The organism is Pseudomonas sp. Teo4 (assembly GCF_034387475.1).
GTDB lineage: Bacteria > Pseudomonadota > Gammaproteobacteria > Pseudomonadales > Pseudomonadaceae > Aquipseudomonas.
Window position 1 is genome coordinate 1483345 of sequence record NZ_JAXCIL010000002.1, and the last position, 24839, is coordinate 1508183.

At 61.4% G+C, this 24839-nt stretch carries 6 protein-coding genes and 15 pseudogenes; 11 read left to right on the plus strand and 10 right to left on the minus strand.

What is annotated here, in order from left to right; genetic code table 11:
- Positions 1 to 7: 7 nt before the first annotated feature.
- The 6 genes and pseudogenes from PspTeo4_RS23110 (at position 8) to fdhA (ending at position 7783) form a co-directional block, all read left to right on the plus strand.
- Positions 8 to 1257 (plus strand): annotated as a pseudogene (locus PspTeo4_RS23110) (sarcosine oxidase subunit beta family protein).
- 15 nt (positions 1258 to 1272) lie between these two features.
- Positions 1273 to 1608, plus strand: a complete 336-nt coding sequence (locus PspTeo4_RS23115; RefSeq protein WP_322366148.1) for a sarcosine oxidase subunit delta — start codon at positions 1273 to 1275, stop codon at positions 1606 to 1608.
- Positions 1605 to 4619 (plus strand): annotated as a pseudogene (locus tag PspTeo4_RS23120) (sarcosine oxidase subunit alpha). The gene PspTeo4_RS23115 and the pseudogene PspTeo4_RS23120 overlap by 4 nt, the downstream one beginning before the upstream one ends.
- Positions 4620 to 4813: 194 nt before the next feature.
- Positions 4814 to 5445: pseudogene (locus PspTeo4_RS23125) on the plus strand (sarcosine oxidase subunit gamma).
- Positions 5446 to 5457: 12 nt separating this feature from the next.
- Positions 5458 to 6315, plus strand: a complete 858-nt coding sequence (purU, locus tag PspTeo4_RS23130) for a formyltetrahydrofolate deformylase (RefSeq protein WP_322366149.1) — start codon at positions 5458 to 5460, stop codon at positions 6313 to 6315.
- Positions 6316 to 6584: 269 nt separating this feature from the next.
- Positions 6585 to 7783 (plus strand): annotated as a pseudogene (fdhA, locus tag PspTeo4_RS23135) (formaldehyde dehydrogenase, glutathione-independent).
- Between the two features lie 89 nt (positions 7784 to 7872).
- Here the strand turns inward: fdhA and PspTeo4_RS23140 are convergent.
- The 4 genes and pseudogenes from PspTeo4_RS23140 to PspTeo4_RS23155 form a co-directional block, all read right to left on the minus strand.
- Positions 7873 to 8574: an RHS repeat-associated core domain-containing protein gene (locus PspTeo4_RS23140; RefSeq protein ID WP_322366150.1), complete on the minus strand. Its 702-nt coding sequence runs from the start codon at positions 8572 to 8574 to the stop codon at positions 7873 to 7875.
- A 101-nt stretch (positions 8575 to 8675) separates the two neighbouring features.
- Positions 8676 to 8938 (minus strand): annotated as a pseudogene (locus tag PspTeo4_RS23145) (DUF3077 domain-containing protein).
- A 155-nt stretch (positions 8939 to 9093) separates the two neighbouring features.
- The gene (locus PspTeo4_RS23150) at positions 9094 to 9336 is read right to left on the minus strand and encodes a hypothetical protein (protein ID WP_322366151.1); all 243 of its coding nucleotides are present in this window, start codon (positions 9334 to 9336) and stop codon (positions 9094 to 9096) included.
- 560 nt (positions 9337 to 9896) lie between these two features.
- Positions 9897 to 10796, minus strand: a complete 900-nt coding sequence (locus PspTeo4_RS23155) for an RHS repeat-associated core domain-containing protein (protein WP_322366152.1) — start codon at positions 10794 to 10796, stop codon at positions 9897 to 9899.
- Between the two features lie 203 nt (positions 10797 to 10999).
- Between PspTeo4_RS23155 and PspTeo4_RS23160 the strand changes: the two are divergent.
- Positions 11000 to 11592, plus strand: a pseudogene (locus PspTeo4_RS23160) (DUF2780 domain-containing protein).
- A 102-nt stretch (positions 11593 to 11694) separates the two neighbouring features.
- On the opposite strand, the pseudogene PspTeo4_RS23165 reads toward PspTeo4_RS23160, so the two are convergent.
- A pseudogene (locus PspTeo4_RS23165) lies at positions 11695 to 12996 on the minus strand (APC family permease); the annotation flags it as partial.
- A gap of 267 nt (positions 12997 to 13263) precedes the next feature.
- Positions 13264 to 14150: pseudogene (locus PspTeo4_RS23170) on the minus strand (acyltransferase).
- A 181-nt stretch (positions 14151 to 14331) separates the two neighbouring features.
- Between PspTeo4_RS23170 and PspTeo4_RS23175 the strand changes: the two are divergent.
- The 4 genes and pseudogenes from PspTeo4_RS23175 (at position 14332) to creD (ending at position 18510) form a co-directional block, all read left to right on the plus strand.
- Positions 14332 to 14832: an ATP-dependent zinc protease gene (locus PspTeo4_RS23175; protein WP_322366153.1), complete on the plus strand. Its 501-nt coding sequence runs from the start codon at positions 14332 to 14334 to the stop codon at positions 14830 to 14832.
- Positions 14833 to 14967: 135 nt separating this feature from the next.
- Positions 14968 to 15646: pseudogene (gene creB, locus PspTeo4_RS23180) on the plus strand (two-component system response regulator CreB).
- A pseudogene (gene creC / locus PspTeo4_RS23185) lies at positions 15646 to 17079 on the plus strand (two-component system sensor histidine kinase CreC). The pseudogenes creB and creC overlap by 1 nt, the downstream one beginning before the upstream one ends.
- 103 nt (positions 17080 to 17182) lie before the next feature.
- Positions 17183 to 18510, plus strand: a pseudogene (gene creD / locus PspTeo4_RS23190) (cell envelope integrity protein CreD).
- A 164-nt stretch (positions 18511 to 18674) separates the two neighbouring features.
- Here the strand turns inward: creD and PspTeo4_RS23195 are convergent.
- From PspTeo4_RS23195 to aceF, 4 pseudogenes are all read right to left on the minus strand, one after another.
- Positions 18675 to 19297 (minus strand): annotated as a pseudogene (locus PspTeo4_RS23195) (glutathione S-transferase).
- 3 nt (positions 19298 to 19300) lie between these two features.
- A pseudogene (msrA, locus tag PspTeo4_RS23200) lies at positions 19301 to 19967 on the minus strand (peptide-methionine (S)-S-oxide reductase MsrA).
- A 168-nt stretch (positions 19968 to 20135) separates the two neighbouring features.
- Positions 20136 to 22824: pseudogene (locus tag PspTeo4_RS23205) on the minus strand (EAL domain-containing protein).
- Between the two features lie 364 nt (positions 22825 to 23188).
- Positions 23189 to 24831 (minus strand): annotated as a pseudogene (gene aceF / locus PspTeo4_RS23210) (dihydrolipoyllysine-residue acetyltransferase).
- Positions 24832 to 24839: the final 8 nt, after the last annotated feature.

Below are 24839 nucleotides of genomic sequence, written 5' to 3' on the forward strand. Positions count from 1 at the left end.
AACGACCATGCAACGCTATTCGGGCTTCGGCCTTTTCAAACACTCCTCAGCCACCACGAGAACTGGCAGCGCATGTGGCGCACGCCGACCCCTAAAAAGGTCTACGACGTGGTCATCGTCGGCGGTGGCGGCCACGGCCTGGCCACGGCCTACTACCTGGCCAAGGAACACGGCATCACCAACGTCGCGGTGATCGAGAAGGGTTACCTGGGCGGCGGCAACACCGCCCGTAACACCACCATCGTGCGTTCCAACTACCTGTGGGACGAGTCGGCGCAGCTTTACGAGCACGCCATGAAACTGTGGGAAGGCCTGTCCCAGGACATCAACTACAACGTGATGTTCTCTCAGCGCGGCGTCTACAACCTGTGCCACACCCTGCAGGACATTCGTGATTCCGAGCGCCGCGTCAACGCCAACCGCCTGAACGGCGTCGATGGCGAGCTGCTCAACACCGCCCAGGTTGCGGCTGAAATCCCGTACCTGGACTGCTCGAAGAACACCCGTTACCCGATTCTCGGCGCCACCGTTCAGCGCCGTGGCGGCGTGGCCCGTCACGACGCCGTGGCCTGGGGTTATGCCCGTGCCGCCGACGCCCTGGGCGTGGACCTGATCCAGCAGACCGAAGTGATCGGCTTCCGCAAGGAAAACGGTGCGGTCATCGGCGTGGAAACCAACAAAGGCTTCATCGGCGCCAAGCGCGTCGGCGTGGTCACCGCCGGTAACTCCGGGCACATGGCCAAGCTGGCCGGCTTCCGCCTGCCGCTGGAATCGCACCCGCTGCAAGCACTGGTGTCCGAGCCGATCAAACCGATCATCGACAGCGTGATTATGTCCAACGCCGTACACGGCTACATCAGCCAGTCCGACAAGGGCGACCTGGTGATCGGTGCCGGTATCGACGGCTGGGTCGGTTACGGCCAGCGCGGTTCGTACCCGGTCATCGAGCACACCCTGCAGGCGATCGTCGAGATGTTCCCGAACCTGTCCCGCGTGCGCATGAACCGCCAATGGGGCGGCATCGTCGACACCACCCCGGACGCCTGCCCGATCATCTCCAAGACCCCGGTCAAGAACATGTTCTTCAACTGCGGTTGGGGTACCGGCGGCTTCAAGGCCACCCCAGGCTCGGGCAACGTCTTCGCGGCGAGCCTGGCCAAAGGCGAGATGCACCCGTTGGCTGCGCCTTTCTCCATCGACCGTTTCTACAACGGCGCACTGATCGACGAACACGGCGCCGCTGCCGTCGCCCACTAACCGGAGACAACCGTCATGTTGCAAATTTTCTGTCCCCACTGCGGCGAGCTGCGCTCCGAAGAAGAGTTCCACGCCTCTGGCCAGGCGCACATCGCCCGCCCGCTGGACCCTAACGCCTGCTCCGACGAGGAGTGGGGTACCTACATGTTCTTCCGTGACAACCCACGCGGTATTCACCACGAACTGTGGGACCACGTCGCTGGCTGCCGTATGTACTTCAACGTCACCCGTGACACCGTGACCTACGAGATTCTGGAAACCTACAAGATCGGCGAGAAGCCGCAGGTGACCGCCAACGGCAAGGCCAGCAGCGCCACGTCCACCGCCAAGGGCCAAGGGGAAAAAGTATGAGCCAGACCTACCGTCTTGCCAGCGGCGGCCGTATCGACCGCAGCAAGGTCCTGAACTTCAGCTTCAACGGCAAGACCTACCAAGGTTATGCCGGTGACTCCCGGCCGCCGCGCTGCTGGCCAACGGCGTCGACATCGTTGGCCGCAGCTTCAAGTACTCGCGCCCTCGCGGCATCATCGCCGCCGGTACCGAAGAGCCGAACGCCATCCTGCAGATCGGCTCCAGCGAAGCCACCCAGATCCCTAACGTGCGCGCTACCCAACAGGCGCTGTACGCAGGCCTGGTAGCCACCAGCACCAACGGCTGGCCGAACGTCAACAACGACGTGATGGGCATCCTCGGCAAGGTGGGCGGCAGCATGATGCCGCCGGGCTTCTACTACAAAACCTTCATGTACCCGAAATCGTTCTGGATGACTTACGAGAAGTACATCCGCAAGGCAGCCGGCCTGGGCCGTGCGCCGCTGCAGAACGACCCGGACAGCTACGACTACATGAACCAGCACTGCGACGTACTGATCGTCGGTGCCGGCCCTGCTGGCCTGGCCGCAGCACTGGCTGCCGCCCGCAGCGGTGCCGTGTGATCCTGGCCGACGAACAGGAAGAGTTCGGTGGCAGCCTGCTCGACAGCCGCGAAACCCTCGACGGCAAGCCTGCCGCTGACTGGGTGAACACCGTCGTCAAGGAGCTGCAAAGCCTGCCGGAAGTGACCCTGCTGCCACGCGCCACGGTCAACGGCTACCACGACCACAACTTCCTGACCATCCACGAGCGCCTCACCGACCACCTCGGTGACCGTGCCCCGATCGGCCAGGTTCGCCACCGCGTGCACCGTGTCCGCGCCAAGCGCGTGGTTCTGGCTGCCGGCGCCCACGAGCGTCCGCTGGTGTACGGCAACAACGACGTGCCGGGCAACATGCTGGCCGGTGCCGTTTCCACCTACGTTCGCCGCTATGGCGTGGCCCCAGGCCGCAAGCTGGTGCTGTCGACCAACAACGACCACGCCTACCGCGCCGCGCTGGACTGGCACGACGCCGGCCTGCAAGTGGTCGCCATTGCCGACGCCCGCCACAACCCACGTGGGTCGCTGGTTGAAGAAGCACGTGCCAAGGGCATTCGCATCCTCACCTCCAGTGCCGTGGTCGAGGCAAAGGGCAGCAAGCACGTCACCGGTGCCGCGTGGCCGCTATCGATGTGCAGGCACACAAAGTCACCAGCCCTGGCGAAACCCTCGAGTGCGATCTGATTGCATCCTCCGGCGGTTACAGCCCGATCGTGCACCTGGCTTCGCACCTGGGCGGTCGCCCGGTATGGCGTGACGACATTCTCGGCTTCGTGCCGGGCGATGCACCGCAAAAACGCGAGTGCGTTGGTGGTGTGAACGGCGTGTACGCGCTGGGCGACGTGATTGCCGACGGTTTCGAAGGCGGCGTGCGCGCAGCCACCGAAGCCGGCTTCAAGGCCACCGTTGGCACCCTGCCGAAAACCGTTGCGCGCAAGGAAGAGGCCACCGTGGCGCTGTTCCTGGTGCCGCACGACAAGGGCACCAAAGGGCCGAAGCAGTTCGTCGACCAACAGAACGACGTGACCGCTGCCGGTATCGAACTGGCCACCCGCGAAGGCTTCGAGTCGGTTGAGCACGTAAAACGCTACACCGCACTGGGCTTCGGTACCGACCAAGGCAAACTGGGCAATATCAACGGCCTGGCGATTGCCGCACGTTCGATCGGCATCACCATTCCGGAAATGGGCACCACCATGTTCCGCCCGAACTACACCCCGGTGACCTTCGGCGCGGTAGCCGGCCGTCACTGCGGCCACCTGTTCGAGCCTGTGCGCTTCACCGCCCTGCATGCCTGGCACGTGAAAAATGGCGCCGAGTTCGAAGACGTCGGCCAGTGGAAGCGCCCGTGGTACTTCCCGAAAGCCGGTGAAGACATCCATGCCGCCATCACCCGTGAATGCAAGGCCGTGCGCGACAGCGTGGGCCTGCTGGACGCCTCGACCCTGGGCAAGATCGACATCCAGGGCCCGGATGCCCGCGAGTTCCTCAACCGCATCTACTCCAACGCCTGGACCAAGCTCGACGTGGGCAAGGCCCGCTACGGCCTGATGTGCAAGGAAGACGGCATGGTCTTCGACGACGGCGTCACCGCCTGCGTCGGCGACAACCACTTCTACATGACCACCACCACCGGCGGCGCTGCCCGCGTGCTGCAGTGGCTGGAGCTGTACCACCAGACCGAATGGCCAGAGATGAAGGTGTACTTCACCTCGGTCACCGACCACTGGGCCACCATGACCCTGTCCGGCCCCAACAGCCGCAAGCTGCTGAGCGAGCTGACCGATGACATCGACCTGGACAAGGACGCCTTCCCGTTCATGACCTGGAAGGAAGGCACCGTCGGCGGCGTGCCGGCCCGTGTGTTCCGGATCTCGTTCACCGGTGAGCTATCGTACGAAGTCAACGTACAGGCCAACTACGCCATGGGCGTGCTGGAAAAAATCATCGAGGCAGGCAAGAAGTACAACCTGACCCCGTACGGCACCGAGACCATGCACGTACTGCGCGCCGAGAAGGGCTTCATCATCGTCGGCCAGGACACCGACGGCTCGATGAACCCGGACGACCTGAACATGAGCTGGTGCGTGGGCCGCAACAAACCGTTCTCGTGGATCGGCCAGCGTGGCATGAACCGCGAAGACTGCCTGCGCGAAAACCGCAAGCAGCTGGTGGGCCTCAAGCCGGTCGACCCGACCAAGTGGCTGCCGGAAGGCGCCCAGCTGGTGTTCGACCCGAAACAGCCGATTCCGATGGACATGGTCGGCCACGTCACCTCCAGCTACGCGGCCAACTCCCTGGGCTACTCGTTCGCCATGGGTGTGGTCAAAGGCGGCCTCAAGCGCATGGGCGAGCGTGTTTACTCGCCGCAGGCCGATGGCAGCGTGATCGAGGCGGAAATCGTGTCTTCGGTGTTCTTCGATCCGAAGGGTGAGCGGCAGAACGTTTGATTCCGGGCCCTGTGGAGAGCCGGTTGGCCCAATCGCCGGCAAGCCGGCTCCCACAGGTTCGATGCAGTTCTCTCGGATGATGCGGCCTCTTTAGGCGTCGGCTTGTCGTGGCGACGAACCGCGGCGATGAGGCCGGTGAATCCACCCAGGTAGCTGCGTCGCTTCGACGAACAAGAATTCAAGGCAGGTAAGAAATGAGCGCTATCAACGTCTTCCAGCAAAACCCCGGCACCGATGCCAAGGCTCAGTCGCCACTGCACCACGCCGACCTGGCCAGCCTGGTTGGCAAAGCCGCAAGAACGCAGGCGTGACCCTGCGTGAGAAGAAATTCCTCGGTCACCTGACCATCCGTGGCGATGGCCACGACCCGCAATTCGCCGCAGGCGTACACAAGGCTTTGGGCCTGGAACTGCCAGTGGCTCTGACCGTCGTCGCTAACGGCGAAATGTCGCTGCAATGGATGGGGCCCGACGAGTGGCTGCTGATTGTCCCAGGCGGTCAGGAGTTCGAAACCGAGCAAAAACTGCGTGCAGCCCTCGAAGGCCTGCACATTCAAGTGGTCAACGTCAGCGGCGGGCAAAGCCTGCTGGAACTGCGCGGCCCTAACGTGCGCGACGTGCTGATGAAGTCCACCAGCTATGATGTTCACCCGAACAACTTCCCGGTGGGCAAGGCTGTCGGCACTGTGTTCGCCAAGTCGCAACTGGTGATCCGCCGCACTGCCGAAGACACCTGGGAACTGGTGGTTCGCCGCAGCTTCTCCGACTACTGGTGGCTGTGGCTGCAGGACGCTTCGGCCGAGTACGGCCTGAGCATCGAAGCCTAAGGAGAACAGAACATGAGTCGGGCACCGGATACCTGGATTCTCACCGCCGACTGCCCGAGCATGCTCGGCACCGTCGATGTGGTGACGCGTTATCTCTTCGAGCAGCGTTGCTATGTCACGGAGCACCACTCTTTCGATGATCGGCAGTCGGGGCGCTTCTTCATTCGCGTCGAATTCCGTCAGCCGGATGATTTCGACGAAGCCGGTTTCCGCGCCGGCCTCGCCGAGCGCAGCGATGCGTTTGGCATGACGTTCGAGCTGACCGCGCCCAATCACCGCCCCAAGGTGGTGATCATGGTGTCCAAGGCCGACCACTGCTTGAACGACTTGCTGTACCGCCAGCGCATTGGCCAATTGGGCATGGACGTGGTGGCGGTGGTGTCCAACCACCCCGACCTCGAGCCGCTCGCGCATTGGCACAAGATTCCCTACTACCACTTTGCCCTCGACCCCAATGACAAGCCTGGGCAAGAGCGCAAGGTGTTGAAAGTGATCGAGGAGACCGGCGCCGAGCTGGTCATTCTCGCCCGTTACATGCAGGTGCTGTCGCCTGAGCTGTGTCGGCGCCTGGACGGCTGGGCGATCAACATTCACCACTCGTTGCTGCCGGGGTTCAAGGGCGCCAAGCCTTATCACCAGGCGTACAACAAGGGCGTGAAGATGGTCGGTGCCACGGCGCACTACATCAACAACGACCTCGATGAAGGGCCGATCATTGCCCAAGGCGTCGAGGTGGTGGACCACAGCCATTACCCCGAAGACCTGATTGCCAAGGGGCGGGATATCGAATGCCTGACTTTGGCGCGAGCGGTGGGGTATCACATCGAGCGGCGGGTGTTCCTGAACGCTAATCGGACAGTCGTTCTCTGACTCTTGGGGCTGCTGCGCAGCCCATCGCAGGCTACGCCAGCTCCCACGAGCAATGCTCCTGCGCATCCGTGGGAGCTGGCGTAGCCTGCGATGGGCCGCACAGCGGCCCCTAAATGCCCCGCCGCTAACAGACATCCCTCTGTCGCATCCAGTCAGCGCCTTTGCGCTTATCCGGCCCACAATTCCCTGCATTCCAGTAACACAAGCCGCCCATGGACGGCGGCGCTTCAACCAACGCTGCATAAATACAAATCAAGCGAGGTAAGAGCATGTCTGGCAATCGTGGAGTGGTGTATCTCGGCTCGGGCAAGGTCGAGGTGCAGAAAATCGACTACCCGAAAATGCAGGACCCACGCGGCAAGAAGATCGAGCACGGCGTGATCCTCAAGGTGGTCTCCACTAACATTTGCGGCTCCGACCAGCACATGGTCCGCGGCCGCACCACTGCTCAGGTCGGCCTGGTCCTGGGCCACGAGATTACCGGTGAGGTAATCGAAAAAGGCCGTGATGTAGAGCACCTGCAGATCGGCGACCTGGTTTCGGTACCGTTCAACGTCGCCTGTGGCCGCTGCCGCTCCTGCAAAGAGATGCACACCGGCGTGTGCCTCACCGTCAACCCGGCCCGTGCCGGTGGCGCTTACGGTTACGTCGACATGGGCGACTGGACCGGCGGCCAGGCCGAATACGTGCTGGTGCCATACGCCGACTTCAACCTGCTGAAACTGCCGAACCGCGACAAGGCCATGGAGAAAATCCGTGACCTGACCTGCCTGTCCGACATTCTGCCGACCGGTTATCACGGTGCCGTCACGGCGGGCGTTGGCCCGGGCAGCACCGTTTACGTTGCTGGCGCTGGCCCGGTTGGCTTGGCGGCCGCTGCCTCGGCTCGCCTGCTGGGCGCTGCCTGCGTCATCGTCGGTGACCTCAACCCGGCTCGTCTGGCTCACGCCAAGGCGCAGGGCTTTGAAGTGGTCGACCTGTCCAAGGACGCCCCGCTGCACGAGCAGATCATCGACATCCTCGGTGAGCCGGAAGTGGACTGCGCCGTCGACGCCGTTGGCTTCGAGGCCCGTGGCCATGGCCATGAAGGTGCCAAGCATGAGGCCCCGGCCACCGTGCTGAACTCGCTGATGCAAGTGACCCGCGTGGCCGGCAAGATCGGTATTCCGGCCTGTACGTGACCGAAGACCCGGGTGCTGTAGATGCGGCGGCCAAGATTGGTGCGCTGAGCATTCGCTTTGGTCTGGGTTGGGCGAAGTCGCACAGCTTCCACACTGGGCAAACTCCAGTGATGAAGTACAACCGTGCGCTGATGCAGGCGATCATGTGGGATCGGATCAACATCGCCGAAGTTGTGGGCGTGCAGGTGATTAGCCTGGATCAGGCGCCGGAAGGGTATGGCGAGTTTGATGCCGGGGTACCGAAGAAGTTTGTGATTGATCCGCATAAGACGTTTAGCGCGGCTTGATGGCTCAAAGTTAAAAAAAGCCCCTCATGATGAGGGGCTTTTTTTGCTGGCTAACGTTGTTCTAATGCCTTGACTGTTTGCTCTGGCGCTCATTTTCTGCTGCTTGGCTGACGGGTCCAGATGAGTTCTTCAAGTGAACGCTTTTTAGGCGCGGGCGGACGGGTAATTTCGCACATCCTAGTTGAGCTAGATATAAGGCCGCTGCTCATCCTCCGCCTAGGGGGAGGTGACGGCAGTCTTTTGCTAGCAAGCCAATCAATCATGTCCGCTTTTGGCGCCGTCTTGAAAAAAGACCGAAAAATACGATTAAACAAGGTTCGTAGCAAATTTATGATGAAGTGCCCGCTGGGATCAATGTTGTTCACAGGGTCACCCTCACAGTAGGAATAAGCATTAATGCCGCCTTTTCCGAAGGGGCTAAGGTTATCAGGTGAGCCGAAGCGCATCAGCGTTGGGTAGTGCGAACGGTAGCCGTTCCCTAGAAGATAAGCACCCAATATCGCGTCACCTGGCTGACCGTTGAAGCCAAGCAACGTGGCGGGTGATGGGATGGTTGGGTCATGCCCATATACCGAATGGATGTGGGGTTCCTTTTCGTTGATATCTTCAACGCCTAGCACAGATCCTTTGTTATCAGTAACAAGCAAACCAATGGTCTCTGCTCCTGTTGTCCGCAGTTCAGCCAAAGGACATGCTCGTGGCGGAGAATTGTGCGGTTGTGCTCCTTGCCTCACGGTAGTGAGCTTGCCATTTTGGTAGAAGAAAAGTGACCGGTTCAGTGATTTTTCCATGATTCAGATCTCTTGCAGCACAAAACGAGTGGTGTTGATCTGTTAGCCATTCTGAACGACTGCTGGGAAGATGAAACTGGCATATATATCAGGTACTACCCTCAGCGCATCATGCCCAATTCGGCATCATCCAACAGCGCCTTGGCCAAGGCGCTCAGGTAGTGGGACGCCCAGATCAGTTGCTGGTCATTCTCCATCACGCCGGTCAGGTCATTTCGCGCACATAGCCCATCAGCTCGGAGGCTTGTTCCCGTGCATGCTGGCAAGGAATGCCTGGGGCAATGCAGAACAAAGGCTGGGTGTGGTCTTCGCCCTGATAGAAGAAGGTTTTGCCCACGGTGGTCTTGTCGTCGTCGGTTGTCATTGTTCAATCTCCCTGAAAGTCTTCTGCAGCCTGGTCTGGCCTCATCGCCGGTAAGCCGGCTCCCACAGGACAGCGCGGACTTGAAAACGATGAAACACCTGTGGGAGCCGGCTTGCCGGCGATGAGGCCAGACCAGACAACACCTGGCTTGAGCCCTAGTGCAGCGTCCGCGGCTCCGCCGGCATCTGCACCTGGACCAAAGCCGTCTCAAGCAACATCCGCAGCGTTTCAAGCTCATGCAGCGTGGCCATCATCAGTATCGAGACCGGTGACTTGGGCTGCAGCAGAATGGCCTGATGCGCGACGGTTTGCGCGCACAGCGCGTAGTCTGTGGCCTGGATGAGGGTGTCTTCGAGGGAATGGGAATTGTGGGGTGGATCGGGGACAACTTTCAGCATGGTGAAAACCTCTGTCGGTTGGGCCAACACCCTTGCTGTCAAACAAATGGGTGGTAGCTGCACGCGGGTTGACAGACCGGTCGACAGAGTGAACCCGGCGCACACGAGGTGCCCCACGCACAGCCACCATAGAGGTGAGCCATCACGCGACTGTCGAAATCGGCCTGTCAAAGCCGGTCGTTGATGAGCAACGACCGCCCGAGACTAGAGCGCAACCCAGGTCATCGCAATGGCTTAAGAGGGTAGCGAGTATGTTTCGGAAACGTCCTACAAGGAATAGGTGAAACCTCAAAAAATTATGGGTAAGTCAGCAGAGCCAAACGCCGGAGGGAGATAGCGAGCTTGATGTGCGCGTGCTGAAGGACGTTGTAATTTATTTGCACAACTCCTTCAGCACAGCTTGAGGGTGGTGAGCCAAGAGCTATTATTTCTGACTCTTGGTTGACGTCAAAAATGTCTTATGAGGTCTAAATTAGAGCGCGGACTTCCTGCGGTGCTTGTTTACTTTTCACGAATCGCCTTAAGTAGATAGACAAGTCCGAATATAGTGCCGGGTACTATTAAGAAGCCCAGCAAATGTAGGCCTGTCGAGAGAGTACCGTCGCCTCTGCCTGACTTAAACGAAACGTGCTCAGCAGTACGCTTTTGAGTGGTGTTGAGCCCTGAAGGCTGAGTGCCCGGCATGGGGTTGCTGTTTGAGGGTGTATGGCTTGCGCCAATGACGCCGTCAGAGAGCGACTACTGTTGCGCTGCAGGGCAGGAACTACGCTACCTTGCGGAAGAATTGTTGCAGGTTTTGCACTCTTTTGGAATGTGGCAAACGTTTGAGCTTTGTTGTACAGCTGTCGTAGACTTTTATCAGCAGGGACAGGATTTCTACTGATCCCGCTGGTGGCGAAGTTAATGGCTCTGCCAGTGTTTTTGAGTGCTGAAGATCTAAGGCTTCTAAATAGATTCTGGAAAAACTGACCTGTAGGGTCGTGGCGATTTATTGGGTCCCCTTCACAATAAGCGTACGCATTCAGGCTACCCTCATCGAAAGGACTAAGTATGTCCGGGCTACAGAATCGTCTTGTTTTTGTGCTGTACAAACGGCGCCCATTACCCAGAGAGTAGCCTTTGGTTACAGGGTCACGCCGTTGGCCATTGAATCCTAATAGTGCTTTCATTTCACTGTCGAGCCTATGGCCGTAGGGTGCATAGGCCATAGGGGCATTCGCGATGCCCAGAATCGAGTTCGCAAGGTCAACTCGCAGCATTTTGGCATTGTTTGCCTGTCCGTGTTGAACGAGAGCAGTTTCGTTAGCCCACAAAACATGGCGGTTACCCTGCGCAGTAACTTCTGTTGCTAATTGGTCGTTTTGGTAGAAATGATGGGCACTGTTGGCGGCAGGTTGCGTTTGAATATGTTCTGGCTGGTTGGGGTTCTGTATGTTCTGGAACACGTGATTGTGGCTCATAATTGCTGTCCTGAAATTTGAGCGATTTCGCACTACTCTGCGCGCCAACTCCAGCAGCAACAACTAGCAGTTTTATCAGGTAAGGGGATTTCGGGGAATGGCTGGTAACCCGATCATCTCCGATGATTGAGTGGAACAATCCCCCAAACCACTAGTCAAAAGCCTCGTTTCCCAGGCCATCCCGGCCCACGAGGTCCCTCCCGATGAAAGCATTCACCCTGGCAACCCTGATGACCCTGGCCGCAAGCCCGGTGTTCGCCTTCAACCTGAGCGACGCCGCCAATGCCGTATCGGCCATGCAGAGCCAGAATCAGACCCAGAATCAGACCCAGCAGACCCAGGTGCAGGCACCCGAGGCGCAGGCCAATTTGCTCAACACATTGGGCAGCGAACTGAAGATCACCCCGGAACAAGCCGTGGGTGGGGCGGGGGCGATGCTGGGGTTGGCGCGTAACAACCTGAGCGGCGACGACTTGGCCAGCTGACCAAGGCCGTGCCTGGGCTTGACCTGTTGGCAGGTGCCAGCGCGTTGGGTGGGCTGAGTGGTTTGGGTGAGTTGCTGGGCAAGAACAGTGAGAACCCGTCGGCCTTGAGCAATGCCCTGGGCAACGACGTGCAGAATCGCAGCGACCTGGACACCGCCTTCAAGGCGCTGGGCATGGATACTGGGATGATCGGGCAGTTTGCTCCGCTGATTCTTTCGTACCTTGGCCAGCAGGGGATTGCCGGGTCGTTGTTGCAGAACCTGGGTAGCCTGTGGACAACCCCGGCGGTGGCTGCCGTACCTTCCGTCTAAAGGCCTGGCGGGGCCCCTGTGGGAGCGGGTTTACCCGCGAAAGCGTAGGTGAATTCGCCGACGTCTTCGCGGGTAAACCCGCTCCACAGGGAGGCGCGCTGTTCAAGCGGTCTCGGAGAAGTCGACAAGCTGCATTGGCCGACGGAAGCCCGCGGTAAGTACAGCCAGGTAAGCCAGCCCCAGGGCGAACCAGCACAACCCAATCACCAATGTCAGCGCCGACAGGCTGGTCCACAGCCACAACGTAAGGCTCAATCCCACCAACGGCACCACGCCATAGCACAGCAGCCCCTTGAGGTTGCGCTGAGCGCCGTCGCCCATCAGGTGCGTCTTCACCACCGCCAGGTTCACCGCCGAGAATGCCACCAGCGCGCCAAAGCTGATCAGCGAGGCCAGGGTAGACAGGTCGATCACCAGCGCCAGCAGTGAAAACGCCGACACCAGCAAAATGGCAAACACTGGCGTGCCAAAGCGCGGCGACAGGTAGCCGAAGCTGCGCTGCGGCAGCACGTTGTCGCGGCCCATGGTGAACAGGATGCGCGACACTGCCGCCTGCGAGGCCAACGCCGAACCCAGACTGCCGGCGACATAGGCGGCGGTGAAGAAGTTGGTCAGGAACTGCCCACCCGCCTTGAACATCACCTCGTTGGCCGCCGCATCGGCGTTGGCGAAGCTGCTGCCCGGCAGCACCAGCTGGCTTACATAGGCCAGAACTGTGAACAGCAAGCCGGCGAACAGAGTGGTGAGGATGATCGCCCGAGGCACGTCGCGGCGGGCGTCGCGGCATTCCTCGGCCAAGGTCGAGACGGCGTCGAAACCGAGGAACGACAGGCACAACACCGCAGCGCCCGCCATCAGGTGGCCGAAGCCTGGCTTGCTATCGTCGCCCAGCAGCGGCGACAGCAGGTCGAGAGGCTGGCCCGCCAAGGTTTTGCACGACAGCGCGACGAACACGCCGATGAACACGATCTGCGCGCCGACGATCAGGTTGCTGGTCTTGGCCACCGAGTTGATGCCGACCACATTGAGCAGGGTCACCAGCGCGATCGAGGCGAGCACGAAGGCCCAGGCGGGTACCGCCGGGAACGCGATGTTGAGGAACAGGCCGATCAGCAGGTAGTTGATCATCGGCAGGAACAGGTAATCGAGCAGCAGCGACCAACCGGCGAGGAAGCCTGCGTTAGGGCCGAAGGCCATGTTGGTGTAGGAATACGCCGAGCCCGCGACCGGGAAGCGCTTGACCATGAAGCTGTAGGAAGTGGCGGTGAACAGCATGGCCAGCAGGGTGACCAGATAGGCCCCGGCGGTGCGGCCTCCGGTGATTTCGGTGACGATGCCGTAGGTGGTGAAGATGGTCAGCGGGACCATGTACACCAGGCCGAAGAACACCAGGGCGGGTAGGCCAGGACGCGGCGGAGTTGGGCGGGGGCGGAGCTAGGTTGGTTGGCCATCGATCGATCCAGGCATTTTTGTAGTTGTGCTTTGGTCGATTTTTATCCAGCTAGGTGGGTGATGACAAAAAAGTAATCCTTATGCTGATTATTAGCCTGGGTTTTAATTGGGTTTTTTATAGTGGGTTTACTGGCCCTATCGTCGGCAAGCCGGCTCCTACAGGTATTGCGCCGATCTCAACTTTGTGGGAACCGGCTTGCCGGCGATAGGCCATGAGCCTCAGCCCATTTCGTTGCGCAACTGCTCGATCCGCTGGTCCTTCTCCACCCACAACTGGTTCACCCAGGCCTGCACGGTCTGGCGGAATTCGGGTCGTTCTCGTAATCCCCAGCCCACAACGCCGGGTCTAGCTCGCGCACTTGAATGTCGATAATCACCCGACTAATGCTGCCATTGAGCAGGTCCCAGAACCCGGGCGCCTTGTTGCCTGGGTAAACGATGGTCACGTCCAGCAGCGCGTCGAGCTGCTCACCCAGAGCCGCCAGCACGAACGCCACGCCGCCTGCCTTGGGCTTGAGCAAATAGCGGTACGGCGACTGCTGCGCCTGGCGCTTGGCTTCCGTGAAACGCGTGCCCTCCAGGTAGTTGACCACCGTCACCGGCTGGCGCTTGAACAGCTCGCAGGCGGCCTTGGTGATCTCCAGGTCCTTGCCCTTCAGCTCGGGGTGTTTTTCCAGGAAGGCCTTGCTGTAGCGCTTCATGAAGGGATAATCCAGCCCCCACCAGGCCAGGCCCAGCAGCGGCACCCAGATCAGCTCCTTCTTCAGGAAGAATTTGAAGAATGGGGTACGGCGATTGAGGCTTTCGATCAACGCGGGAATGTCGACCCAGGTCTGATGGTTGCTCACCGCCAGATAGGACGTGTCCCGACGCAGATTCTCGACGCCACGGATGTCCCATTGTGTGGGGATGCACAGCGAGAAGATGACCTTGTCGATCTCCGACCAGGTCTCGGCAATCCACATCACCGCCCACGAGGCATAGTCCCGTCCACGGCCTGGCAACACCAGTTTGAGCAGGGCGAAGACCAACAGCGGGCAGATCATCACCACCGTATTGAGCAACAGCAGGGTGGTCGTAAGAATGCCGGTAAACAGGCGACGCATAAGGAGACTCTTGTTGTGTGAATTTTGCGGTCGGCAATGATAAGCAGGGTAGTGCTCTACGCCAAACGTCGAATGCCCGGTGGTTGGTACAAATGTTTCACATTGTGTTGTTTAAGGTGTGACAACGAACCTATCCTCCTCGTGCAGTCTAAGCACTGACCCTTCTCAAGGAAGTTTGCCCGTGAAACGTCTGCTTGCCCTGTTGTCGCTGTTCGCACTGCCGGTGATGGCCGCTGAGCCCACCCTTTACGGTCGCTATGAAAACATTGCCCTGCCTGAGATCGGCGAAACCCTGAAAGCCAAGATGGATACGGGCGCCTATACCGCCTCGCTGTCGGCCAAGGACATCGAACTGTTCACCCGCGATGGCGAAGAGTGGGTGCGCTTCCGCCTGGCGACCAAGGATTCCGACGGCAAGGTCTACGAGCACAAGCTGGCGCGCATCAGCAAGATCAAGAACCGTGCTGACGAAGAGGAAGAAGGCGATGCGCCGGAGCTCTCCAAACGGCCGGTGGTCGACCTGGAGCTGTGTTTGGGGGATGTGAAGCGTACCGTCGAGGTCAACCTGGTCGATCGCAGCAGCTTCAACTATCCGCTGCTGGTTGGCGCCAAGGCACTGCGTGAGTTCAAGGCTGCGGTGAACCCGGCCAAGCGGTTCACGGCGGGCAAGCCGGATTGCTGATAGCTCTTGGTCTGTAACGGCCCTATCGCCGGCAAGCCGGCTCTCACATGATCGTGGCGAACCTTTAGGAGCCGGCTTGCCGGCGATGGGCCGGTAGGCTAAAAATCCAGCTTTGCCTCAGCAAGGCCGGATTCCATGCCCCATATCCTTATCGTCGAAGACGAAGCGGCCATTGCCGATACCCTCATCTATGCCCTGCAGGCCGATGGCCACAGCACTGAATGGGTGACGCTAGGCAGCGCAGCTGTCGAGCAGCAGCGTCTGAAACCTGCGGACCTGGTGATTCTGGACATCGGCCTGCCCGACATCAGTGGTTTCGAAACCTGCCGCCAGTTGCGTCGCTTCACTGAAGTCCCGGTAATGTTCCTCAGCGCCCGCGATGGTGAGATCGACCGGGTGGTCGGCTTGGAAATCGGTGCCGACGACTATGTGGTCAAACCCTTCAGCCCCCGTGAGTGACTGCCCGGGTTCGGGCAATCCTCAAACGCATGGCGCCACGTGTCGAACCGGTGGCCGAAACGGCACTGTTCCAGCTCGATACCCTGCGCATGCTGATCACTTACCGTGGGCAGCCGCTGACGCTCACCCGCCATGAGTTCCGCCTGCTGCAATGTCTGCTGGAACAGCCGCAGCGGGTGTTCAGCCGCGAGCAATTGCTCGATGCCCTTGGCGTGGCCTCGGACGTGGGTTACGAGCGCACCATCGACAGCCACATCAAGAGCCTGCGAGCCAAACTGCGCCTGGTGCGCGCCGATGCCGAGCCGATTCAGACCCATCGCGGCCTCGGCTACAGCTACAGCCGGACCACGCCTGATGCGCCTGGGTATCCGAATCTTCCTCGTGTACTTCCTGTTCGTCGGGTTTGCCGGCTATTTTCTGCTCAATACGGTGCGCGAGCAGATTCGCCCGGTGGTGCGCCAGTCGTCGGAGGAAACCCTCGTGGATACCGCCAACCTGCTGGCCGAGATTCTTCACGATGACGTCAAGGCGGGCACCTTGACGCAAAGCCGCTTGCCGCAGGTGCTCAAGGCTTACGGCCTGCGCAGCCCTGGCGCGCAGATCTGGGGCTTGGCCAAGAACCAGGTCAGCCACCGTATCTACGTGACCGACGCCAAGGGCATCGTCCTGCTCGATTCCAGCGGCCAAGACCTGGGTAAGGATTATTCGCGCTGGAATGACGTCTACCTGACCCTGCGTGGCGAATATGGCGCCCGCTCCACGCGCAGCGTCGCTGATGATGAAAGCACCTCGGTCATGCATGTGGCGGCCCCAATCCTCGACGAGGGCAAAATCATCGGTGTGGTCACGGTGGCCAAGCCCAATAGCTCGCTGCAACCCTATATCGACCGTTCCGAGCAGCGTCTGCTGACCCTTGGGCTTGGCCTGATCGGCCTGGGGTTGTTGATCGGTGCGGCGCTGTCATGGTGGCTGGCCCGTTCGCTGCGCCGGTTGACTGCCTACGCCCAAGCGGTCAGCGAAGGCCAGCGCGCGGCGCTGCCGCACTACAAGGGCGGTGAGTTGGCGCAGTTGGCCAATGCGGTCGAGCGTATGCGCACGCAACTGGAGGGCAAAGCCTATGTCGAGCGCTATGTGCACACCCTGACCCATGAGTTGAAGAGCCCTCTGGCAGCGATCCGTGGCGCGTCCGAGTTGCTGCAGGGCGACATGCCCATGGAGCAGCGGGCGCGCTTTGCGGGCAACATCGAACGCGAGAGCGAGCGCCTGCAACAAATGATCGAACGGCTGCTCAACCTGGCGCGCGTCGAGCAGATGCAGGCGTTGGAGGATGAGCAGCAGGTGACGCTGGCGCCGCTGGTCGATGGGTTGCTGCTGGCCCATGCGGCGCGGATCGAAAGTGGGGGCTTGCAGGTTCGCCAGCGGGTGCCGACGGGGTACGGTTGTTGTGCGACCCGTTCCTGATGCGTCAGGCGCTGGCAAACCTGCTGGACAACGCGCTGGACTTCACGCCGCCCGGTGGGGCGCTGTTGTTCGAGCTGGAGCGCGAGGGCGAGCGGGTGGCGCTGAGCCTGTTCAACCAGGGGGCAGGAGATTCCCGCATATGCCATCGGGCGGGTTGCCGAGCGTTTCTACTCACTGCCGCGGCCTGGGAGCGGGCGCAAGAGCACTGGGCTGGGGCTCAACTTCGTGGCTGAGGTGATGCAGCTGCATGGCGGGGCGCTGGCGGTGGAAAACATCGAGGATGGGGTGCGGGTAAGGTTGTGGCTGCCTTTGGGGCGGTTCAGTTAAGGCAGATGGCTCTCTATCACCACTGAATCTACACACATTCTCCACAGGCCCTCCCCAAGGCCTCGCCGCCGGCGCACACACGCCCATCGCTAACGGAGGCCCCATGAACAAGACCCTTGGTTTCAAGCTCGGCATGATCGCCCTGCTGATGATGTTGCTGCTGATTCCCCTGATGCTGATCGACGGCTTGATCGACGAGCGCCAGAACCTGCGCGACGGCGTGCTGCGCGACATTGCCCAGAGCGCCAGTTTCGACCAGCAGATCAGCGGCCCGCTGCTGGTGGTGCCGTACCGCAAGTACCAGCGTCGCTGGATCGAGAAGGACGGTCAGAGTGTGCAGGAGACCAGCACGGTCACCGGCCAGCTGTACTTCCTGCCGGAAACCTTCGACACCGACCTGGCCGTCGACACTGAACTACGGGCCGGGGTATCTACCAGGCGCGCCTGTTCCACGCCAAGGGGCGCATCAGCGGGCGCTTCAAACTCCCTGAACGTTGGGGTATCGACAAGGATTTCGACGATTACCGTTTCGACAAGCCGTTCCTGGTTGTCGGGATCAGTGATATCCGTGGCATCGAAAACGGTTTGGAGCTGAGCGTGGACGACCAACGCCAGCCTTTCGAAGCAGGTTCCGGGCTGAGCTGGATGCGCGGTGGTGTGCACGTGGTACTGCCGCAGTTCGATGGCGTGCAGGCACGGGAATTCAATTACGGCTTCGACTTGGCACTGCAGGGCACCGGACAACTGCATGTGCTGCCGGTGGGGCGCACCAGTACCGTCGAGATGCACGCCAACTGGCCGCACCCGAGCTTCATTGGCAGCTACCTGCCGAGCCGCCGCGAGGTCAACGAGCAGGGCTTCAGCGCTCACTGGCAAACCTCGTTCTTCGCCACCAACCTGGAAGAAGCTTTGGTTCAGTGCGCCACAGCCGGGCAGTGTGAGGAGTTCAGCGCACGCACGTTTGGCGTGAGCTTCGTCGACCCGGTCGACCAGTACCTCAAGAGCGAGCGGGCGATCAAATATGCCCTGCTGTTCATCGCCCTGACCTTTGCCGGCTTCTTCCTGTTCGAGGTGCTGAAGAACCTCAGCGTGCATCCGGTGCAGTACATCCTGGTCGGTGTGGCACTCGCGTTCTTCTACCTGCTGTTGCTGTCGTTGTCCGAGCACATTGGTTTTGGCCTGGCGTATGGGCTGTCGGCGTCGGCGTGTGTGCTGCTGATCGGCTTCTACTTGAGCCATGTGCTACGCAGCTTCTGGCGTGGGGTCGGGTTCGCGATGGGGTTGGCGGTGCTGTACGCGCTGCTCTATGGGCTGCTCAGCGCTGAGGACTATGCGCTGTTGATGGGGTCGTTGCTGTGCTTTGGCTTGTTGGGAGTGTTCATGGTGCTGACCCGGCGGCTGGATTGGACGCGGGTGGGGAGGGTGGCGTGAGGGAGGATAGGGAGATCGGGCGGTGGTTGGCCCGGAAAATTGGGCAGTTGTTTCCTGTGATATCGAGTTGAGCTCTTCGCGGGTAAACCCGCTCCCACATTTACGGTGCAAATCTCAGGATCTGCACTGCGCCTGTGGGAGCGGGTTTACCCGCGAAAAGGCCGTCAGACAACCGGTGCTGTAGCCACCATCGACGGCCGCTTGGCCACCTCGGCGTACCACGCCGCCAGCCCAGGCTGGCGCTCACGCCAACCGAACTCCGGCTGGCGCAAGTCCAGGTACCCCAGCGCGCAGGCCACACCAATGGCCGCAATGTCGAAGCCTGACACCAGCTCAGCCAGGTGCTCCTGCTCCAGGTTGGCCAGGCTACGGCGAATCTTCTCGCCTTGGGCGGCAACCCAGCCATCCCAACGTTTGTCCTCAGGCCGCAGGAAGGTCTCGTAACGCGAAGATACCGCCGCATCCATGATCGCATCGGCCTGGGACGCCAGGGTCATGCGACGCCAGCGTGCCGAGCCTTCACGGGGATCAGCGGGGTGCCGACGTGCTGCAAGTCCAGGTATTCGCAGATGACCCGGCTGTCGTGCAGCACCGTGCCGTCTTCCAGGCGCAGGGCCGGGATCTTGCCGATGGGGTTGCCCCGGTTGAGCTGCTCGTCACCGCTCACCGGGCTGATGTTCACCGGCTGCAGCGCCACGCGGTCAAGCTGACCGGTTTCGTGCAGCACCACCATGACCTTGCGCACGAACGGCGACAGAGGCGAATGGAACAGGGTCATCGTGCTCATGGTTCAGTTGCCTTGCAGGCTGGGTGGCAAGCAAACGCCGGTGCCACCGATGCCGCAGTAGCCATCGGGGTTCTTGGCCAGGTACTGCTGGTGGTAGGCCTCGGCGAAGTAGACGGTTGGCGCCTGGTCGATTTCGGTGGTGATTTCGCCGAAACCGGCCTTGCTCAGCTCGGCCTGGAAGGCATCGCGGCTGGCCTTGGCCTGCTCCAGTTGCTCGGGGCTGGTGCAATAGATGGCCGAACGATACTGGGTGCCAATGTCGTTGCCCTGGCGCATGCCTTGGGTCGGGTTGTGCAGTTCCCAGAACATGGCCAGCAGTTCGCGGTAGCTGACTTTGTCTTTGTCGAACACCACCAGTACCACTTCGGTGTGGCCGGTCAGGCTCGAGCAGACTTCTTCGTAGGTCGGGTGGGGAGTGAAGCCACCGGCATAGCCGACCACGGTGCTGACCACGCCTTCACGCTGCCAGAAGCGGCGCTCGCGCCCCAGAAGCAGCCCAGGCCGAAGATGGCGAAATCGATGCTGCCCTCGAAGAACGGGCCAAGCAATGGGGTGCCTTCGAAGACGTAGTGGAATTCGGGCAGCTTCATAGGGTTTCGCGGCCAGGCAGGGCCTGTTCCGCGGTAGGCATGACGTTTTTGTTCACCAGGATTTCAGAACGCAGGACCATGGCCGTTCCTCTGTGTTTGTTCAGTGAGATGGGTGTTGGCCTCATCGCCGGCAAGCCGGCTCCCACAGGTAAGGCACAGTAACCGAGGCGTGCGGTAATCCTGTGGGAGCCGGCTTGCCGGCGATGAGGCCCGAATGGACTCTATAGTGCCCGAGCTTGGCGCCGCTGTCAGGCCATTGGACCGCGCGGATAGCGCTTGAGTTTTTCCGCAAGCTCCCGGCCTGGGATCGGCCGGTCGAACAGGTACCCTTGGCCCACATCGCACCGATGCCGACGCAGAAACGCCAGCTGTTCTGGCGTCTCGATCCCCTCGGCTACCACCTTGAGCTTGAGGTTGTGCGCCATGGCCACCACCGCCGAGGTGATCTCCATGTCGTCCTGGTTGTCCGGGATCTCGTTGATGAAGCTGCGGTCGATCTTGATGATGTCGATCGGAAACTTCTTCAGGTAGCTCAGCGATGAGTAACCGGTGCCGAAGTCGTCCATGGCCAGGGTCAGGCCAGGGCCTTGAGTTCGTCGAGCTGGCGGTGGGTGTCCTCGGTGGCTTCCAGCAGCAGGCCTTCGGTGAGCTCCAGTTCCAGCAGGTGCGGGGCAGATCTTCTTCCTTGAGGATCGAGCCGATCGAGGCGACCAGGTCGGGGTCGGAGAACTGCTTGGGCGACAGGTTGATGGCCACATGCAGGTTGCCCATGCCGGCTTCGCGCAGTTGCTGGCTCATGCGGCACGACTGGCGCACCACCCACTTACCGATGGGAATGATCAGGCCGGTTTCCTCGGCCACGCTGATGAACTGGTCCGGGCGGATCATGCCGCGCTCTGGGTGGTTCCAGCGCAGCAGCGCCTCCAGGCCCAGCAAGCGGCCGCTGCGCAGGCACAGCTTGGGCTGGTAGAACACCTCCAGCTCATTCTGGGTAAGGGCGCGGCGCAGGTTGTTCTCGACGAACAGCTTGTAGCTGGCTTCGGCGTTGAGCACTTCGGTGAACACTTGCACCTGGTGCTTGCCGTTGGCCTTGGCCTTGTGCAGGGCAAGGCCTGCGTTCTTCATCAGGGAGGTCGGGTCGCTGCCGTGCATGGGCGCGCAGGCCAGGCCCACCGATGCGGTGACGTTGATCAGCTGATTGTCGACGAACATCGGTTTGTCGAGGGTGCGCAGCAGCTGAAGGGCGACGCCCTGGCCGTCTTCCAGGCTGGTGCCGTCCAGCAGCACGGCGAACTCGTTGCTGGCGAAGCGGGCAAGGATGTCATTGGGGCTGAGGCTGTTGCGCAGGCGCCGGGCCAGGCTCACCAGCAGCTTGTCGCCGGTCTGGTGGCCGAGGCTGTCATTGATCCGCTTGAAGTTGTCGATGTCTACCAGCAGCAGGCAGATCGGGCTGTCGCCGCCGCCGGTGAAGTGGGCGTCGAGGTTGCGGATGAATGCCGGGCGGTTGCCCAGATTGGTCAGGTTGTCGGTATAGGCCAGGCGCTCGATACGCTGCTGGGCCAGCTTGGACTGGGTGATGTCCTCGTAAATACCGATGTAGTGGGTCAGCTCACGGTTGTCACCATAAACCTTCGAGATCGACAGCTGGCCCCAGTAGGGTTCGAGGTTCTTGCGTCGGCTCTTGAACTCACCTTGCCAGCTGTTGCCCATCTCCAGGCTCGACGGTGAGTCGAACAGCAGTTCACTCAGGTTCGCTAATGCTGGCAGTTCAGCCAGGTGGTGGCCCTGAACTTCTTCGGTGCTGTACTGGGTGATGGCGGTGAAGCTGGGGTTGACGTACTCCACCACGCCGTCACGGTTGACCAGCAGGAAGGCGCTGGCGCTTTGTTCTACTGCACGCTGGAACAGGTGCAGGGCGCTGGTAGCGGTGCGTCGATTGTGGTTGGTGATGACCTGGGCGAACTGGTCGGCCAGTTCACCGGCAAAGGCAATCTCGTCTGACTGCCAGGCTCGAGGCTGGCCGGTCTGCTCCAGGCACAGCACGCCGACCACCTGGCCATCGACGCGGATGCTGGCATCGAGCATGGCGTTGTTGGCCGGGTAGAGGCTCTCGGCGAGCTCCCGGGTGCGGGGGTCGTGGCTGGCGTTGTGAGCATCGATGGCGCGACTGGCGTGCAGGGCCTCGAGGTAGTCCGGAAAGCGGCTAGCGTCGATCGGCTCGGGAAGCTGATGTTGTTGCTCATGCCGGTGCCAGGCGCTGATCGGGATGAGACGTTGCTCGTCCAGGTGCCAGATGCTGGCGTTGTCGACCTTGTAGATTTCACAGGCGCTGCGGGTGATCAACTCGGCGGCTTCAAGCAGCGAGTTCTCGGCACTGTAGCGTTGGCGGGCCAGGCGCAGGATCAGGTCCTGCTGGCCACGCACTCGCTCAAGATGTTCGAGCTGTTCCTGTTGCGCACGCTGGTTCAATTGCAGGGCCAGCTGCAGCCGGTTGTTGCGCGATTCGAGATCGTTTGCGTCTAGCTCCGAGCTGTCGTCGGCCTGGTCGTCGAGCACCGTCAGGTAGCCGCGCAGCAACTGGCGGTTGTGCTGCTTGTAGGCCTCGCCGACTTCCAGCAGGCGCAGGGGCGACTGCTGCGCATGCAGGGTGTAACGCACGCGGTAGTAGCCACGCTGAGACAGCTGCGCCTGGATCTCGTCGTGCAGCTTGTAGCGGATTTCAGGTGCCATCAGGCTGGCATAGGGCGAGCCGATCAGTGCGCACAGCTCGGAAGCGGGTAGGCCAAACTGGCGCTCGCAGGCAGGGTCCAGGTACAGCATGGCCCAGGTGGCTTCGTTCAGCCTTTCGAAACGCAGCATGCCGAGCCGCGAAGGCACGGGAAGCTGCGTGACGACCTCGGCCACCACACGGCTGGCGGCATCGGGTTGGCTTTTCATCGAAGACTCGCTTGAAGAGGGTGACGCTGCCTTGAACGGCGCATCTGGCAAGGTTGCATCATGTCCCCGAGGCTGGCAAGCGGCCATAGGGCTGTCATGTATATGTTTTCGGCTGCTGGAGGGAAATCCTTAGTTCGCCTGTCGAATTTGCGGGCTGTTGCCTGTACCGGCCTCATCGCCGGCAAGCCGGCTCCTACAGGTACTGCAATGATCTTGAGGTCGTCGCGGTCCTGTGGGAGCCGGCTTGCCGGCGATTTAGTTCTGACAGGCAAAAAAAGCCCCGCCAAACTGACGGGGTTGAGGTACGAGCGTGGCAGCTCGAGGGGTGCCTGCCTCCCCGACCGAGGGGAGGCAGGTCGCTGCCTTACAGCAGCATGGTGCGGATATCGCCCAGCACGTCGCCCAGGCGCTTGGTGAAGCGCGCGGCGGCAGCGCCGTTGATCACGCGGTGATCGTAGGACAGCGACAGCGGCAGCATCAGCTTCGGCTGGAAGGCCTTGCCATCCCAGACCGGCTGCATGGTCGCCTTGGAGACGCCCAGGATCGCCACCTCAGGCGCGTTGACGATCGGCGTGAAGCCGGTGCCGCCAATGTGGCCGAGGCTGGAGATGGTGAAGCAGGCGCCTTGCATCTCGTCGGCCGACAGCTTTTTGGTGCGGGCCTTCTCGGCCAGCGCGGCGGCTTCGGCAGCCAGCTGCAGCAGGCTCTTCTGGTCGACGTTCTTGATCACAGGGACCAGCAGGCCGTCCGGGGTGTCCACGGCGAAGCCGATGTGCACGTACTTCTTGCGGATGATGGCTTTGCCGCTTGGTGCCAGCGAGCTGTTGAAGTCCGGCAGTTCCTTGAGCAGGAAGGCGCAGGCCTTGAGCAGCAGTGGCAGCACGGTCAGCTTGACGCCAGCCTTTTCGGCCACGGCCTTCTGCGCAACGCGGAAGGCTTCCAGCTCGGTGATGTCGGCAGAGTCGAACTGGGTGACGTGCGGCACGTTCAGCCAGCTGCGGTGCAGGTTGGCGGCACCGACCTGCATCAGGCGGGTCAGGGCCACTTCTTCCACTTCACCGAACTTGCTGAAGTCCACGGCCGGAATCGGCGGGATGCCAGCGCCGCCGGTAGCGCCAGCGGCTGCCGGAGCTTCTTTGGCCTTCTGCATCATGGCCTTGACGTAAACCTGCACGTCTTCTTTCAGGATGCGGCCGTGCGGGCCGGTGGCCGCGACAGCACCCAGGTCGACGCCGAATTCACGGGCCAGCTGACGAACGGCCGGGCCTGCGTGGACCTTGGCGTTGCTGCCGGCTGCCGGTGCGGTGGCGACCGGAGCAGGGGCGGCAGCAGGCGCTGGGGCAGCGGCAGGGGCGGCAGCCGGAGCAGGAGCAGCAGCCGGGGCAGCAGCGGCCGGAGCCGGAGCGGCAGCCGGTGCGGCGCCAGCGACTTTCAGCTTGAAGATCAGGTCGCCAGTGCCGACTTCATCTTCCAGCTTGCACAGTACTTCTTCGACCACGCCAGCAGCTGGCGACGGGATCTCCATGGAGGCCTTGTCGGACTCCAGGGTGATCAGCGACTGGTCGGCTTCGACGGTGTCGCCGACCTTGACCAGCACTTCGATGATCTTGGCCTTGCCCGACGAGCCGATGTCCGGCACGTGGATGTCCTGCACGCTGGCGGCAGCCGGAGCTGCGGCTGGGGCAGGGCGGCTTCGGCAGCCGGCGCCGGAGCGGCAGCAGCTGGAGCCGGAGCCGGGGCGGCCGCGGCCGGAGCCTCAGGCGCCGCAGCGGCGCCCTCGGCTTCCAGGACCAGCAGCTCGTCGCCTTCTTTCAGGCGATCGCCCAGCTTGACCTTCAGTTCCTTGATGACACCGGCCTTCGGCGCTGGGATCTCCATGGAGGCCTTGTCGGACTCCAGGGTCAGCAGGCTCTGGTCGGCCTCGATACGGTCACCGACCTTGACGAACAGCTCGATGATTTCACCTTCACCGCTGCCGATGTCAGGTACGCGAATGAGTTCGCTCACTTAAAAAT